The 3,118-nt window shown below is 56.0% G+C and carries 3 protein-coding genes; all 3 read right to left on the bottom strand.

What is annotated here, in order from left to right; translation table 11 throughout:
- On the bottom strand, positions 1-484 hold a 484-nt coding region (locus tag BLX24_RS33965), incomplete at its 3' end, for an alpha-L-rhamnosidase-related protein (RefSeq protein ID WP_445422162.1).
- On the bottom strand, positions 474-1,619 hold the full coding sequence (locus BLX24_RS33960) for a glycoside hydrolase family 78 protein (protein WP_445422163.1): 1,146 nt from the start codon (positions 1,617-1,619) through the stop codon (positions 474-476). The genes BLX24_RS33965 and BLX24_RS33960, both read right to left, overlap by 11 nt.
- A 318-nt stretch (positions 1,620-1,937) precedes the next feature.
- Positions 1,938-3,118 (bottom strand): DUF7133 domain-containing protein (locus tag BLX24_RS29750; protein ID WP_374755024.1); only part of this gene is annotated, 1,181 nt, incomplete at its 5' end.

Raw genomic sequence — 3,118 nt, 5'->3', positions numbered from 1 at the left:
TTGAGCCAACCCTGATCATATTGTACCAGCTGCGTTGGGTGGTAGCGGTCATCAGCGATAAGGCATAGGCTCCCATGCCGGCATCATAGAGCGCATCGAGCAAAAACTGAGCGCCGTAAACACTACAGGCCATTTTGCGGCTTTTGATAAAAGTTGTCACAGCCGGCAGGTCTTCCTGAGGCACCAGCCCGAAGGCCAGCGCAAACATGTTGGCATGCAGCGACGAATGACCTGTACTGTCGCCGTCCTTGATTAATCGTGTGGCCGGATCACGGAAGGCCGTGCGGAAAGCCTTGTATACCTGATTGGTGGCCTGTTCATAGCGCCGTGCGTCATCAGTCTTGCCAAGCACGCGGGCAATCTGCTGCATCAGCACCAGGTTGCGGTAATACCACGCATTGATGACCGCATTGTAGGTGTTGTAGACAAAGCCGTCCGTTTCGCCCTTGTGTTCTTTTTCCGGACCAATGTAGTTACCNACCATCGAAGGGTTTCGTGATGTGGATAGACGCCAAAAACTCATCAGTTTGCCTGCCGGTCCGCGTACTGATAAGGCCGGTGGGGCCTGCCAGTGGCATCAGGACTTTTTTGGTCAACTCGCCGTAGAAGGCAGAGAGTAGGGTTGTGTCGCCCGTATAGAGGTAATCGTTCCACGCAACCGGCACATTCTGGAGGCTCCATTCGGTGGGCCAGGTCGGGTGATAAATCAGATAATTCATGCTCCGGCGGGCCATACTATATTCGGCATCCACGGCATAATGGGACAACTGGTTGATCAGCGCATCGGCCTCATAGGGTATCCGTTCGCGGTCACCGTCAACGTAATAGCCCGTAAAACTGGTGGCTTTGATGGAATATTTACACAGGTCCCAGACCTGATTCAGGACCGTATCACTGGAGGTAAACCGGGCCGCATGGTCGTCAAACGGATACCGGATAACCCGCCGCCTCACCGACGATTGGTCGATCTTACCGTTGACATGACTCAGCGTTACATACCGGAACGGATACACCTCCCCGATGTAAGCGGGCATCTGCACCGGATTCCGGCTGTTCCGCTTCAGGTCCTGCGGCCAGTCAATGGTATAGTCATGCGTTCCTTTTTCGACCCGGAGGCTGATGCGCCGGTAACGGATATTCCGTCCCGGATTGGTGTGGATGGTAAAGGGCTTTGCCGTCAGCTCACCGACCTCAATCCGGATGCTGTCCGAAACCTCGCTGGTAAGATGCAGCCTTAACTGACCGAGGGCGTCTTTCCCGAAATCCAGAAACCAGCGATCGGGACCGGTTTGCCGGATCAGCTTCGGGGGGTCGGTGTCAGCGACGAGGGGATGATGGGCGAACGGTTCTGCCGGGTCAGGTGGCGAAACATAAAAGGCGACCGGGGCAGAAACTACAGATGCGCTGTTCTGAGCATCCCATATCTGCACGTTCCAGTAATAAACCTGTCCGGCCTGTAAGGGTTTTCCTCCGTAGCGCAGAGCTGTCCATGAGCTGGTCTGACGGCCGGAGTCCCAGACATCGGCCTTGTTCGACATCAGCAAGTCTGGCCGGCCAGCCACCCGTACGCGATACGCCGTCTGCCGCTGAATAGCCCGTTGAAGTTCCCAGCTGAGCATGGGCCGGACGCTGAAAATGCGGGCAAACTGGTATTGGTCAGGCTGTTGGACGGCCTCTGCCAGCGGCTTGTTTACCCGCTCGCCCGATCGGCTCACCGCATCCGTATTCAGGAGCAGGTCACACCGCAGTCGCACCGGTGGCGGAACCGGCTGCCCTAATGCGCTGACCGAAGTCAGTAAAAGCAACAATAGACGGATCATGGATTAAAGAGTGAAAGCGTGAATGAGCGAATGAGTGAAGAGCTAAAGGGCAAAACAGGGAATCCGTAGGAATCGCTCTTTTGCCGCGAAGCGGCCACTCTTTCGCTCTTTCACGCTTTATTTCAGGATGTTTTTTTCCAGTTCGTCGATGGTCCAGGCTTCGCGGGCGGAGGTGTAGGCCTCGCGCACTTTTCTGACCTCTTCCGGCTGAACAACGGCCGATTGACGGCCTTTCACCCCACGCGCCGACGTGCCGACAAACTCATACCGAATGTAGCTCAGCACGGAAGCAATCCATTCGTCGGAGTTGTCCTTCATCGATGCCATTTCACTCGGGTAGGTTTTGCCTTCAATCGGGCCTTTCAGTCCGTGCAGCAGAATACGGATGGCAAAATCGCGGTCGTGGTTCACGTGCTTGGCGCCTTTAAGGGCCGGGGCCGCGTTGGTGGGTAGCCCCATGCCGTCGCTGCCGTGGCAGGGCGAGCACATGCCTTTGTAGATTTCACTGCCGGCGAGGATCAGCTTTCGTTCCGGAGCCGGGAAGCTGCCGAGTTTCATACCGTACTTTTTGGCGTCTTCGTTCCGGTCCAGGCTGAAACGTACCCGCTTCAGCATCTCATTATCCGGATTTTTGGCCAGCAGTTCCTGCGTGATCTGTTGGGCCAGCGGGTGCTTGTTGGCGCCGAGCGATAAGAGTACCTGAGTTTTTACATCGTAATTGGCGTCATTGGCCAGCTGGCCCACGCGGGTGATCATCCCGGTGTCCTGTTGATGCAGATACCGCTCGCTGATCCAGATGGCGGCCTTCCGCATTTGCGGGTCGGCGTCTGACAGGGCCGTCAGCAGCACCGGCTTATCAATGGCATTCAGCCCTTCGAGCGTCCAGAGGGCATGCAGACGACCGAGAGCGGAGGCGTTTTTCCGGCCGGTGGCCATGTCCTGTAAGGCCGGAACCACTGCTTTATCGTCCAGTAAAATGAGCTGTTTCTGGGCATTGTCGCGCCACCAGCCGTTCGGATGATCCAGGTATTGGACGAGATCCGCAGCCGGTACATCAAGCATGTGCGGTTTCGGGCCGGGCGTAAAATCATCGTGCACCAGCCGCCAGATCCGGCCCCGCTGATTTACGTTCGCAATATTGAAATAGTCAATTTTGCCCCGCAGAAATGTTCCTTTCCGCGTCCAGTTCGATTCCTGAATAATGCCCCGGTTCATGTCAATGATGTATAACAAGCCATCGGGGCCGGTATAGGTGTTAACCGGCCGGAAAAAGAAATCGGTGCTGGCAATGAATTCTT

Source organism: Arsenicibacter rosenii (assembly GCF_001870735.1).
In the GTDB taxonomy this organism is placed as follows: domain Bacteria; phylum Bacteroidota; class Bacteroidia; order Cytophagales; family Spirosomataceae; genus Arsenicibacter; species Arsenicibacter rosenii.
This window is presented reverse-complemented; position numbering and strand designations above follow the sequence as displayed.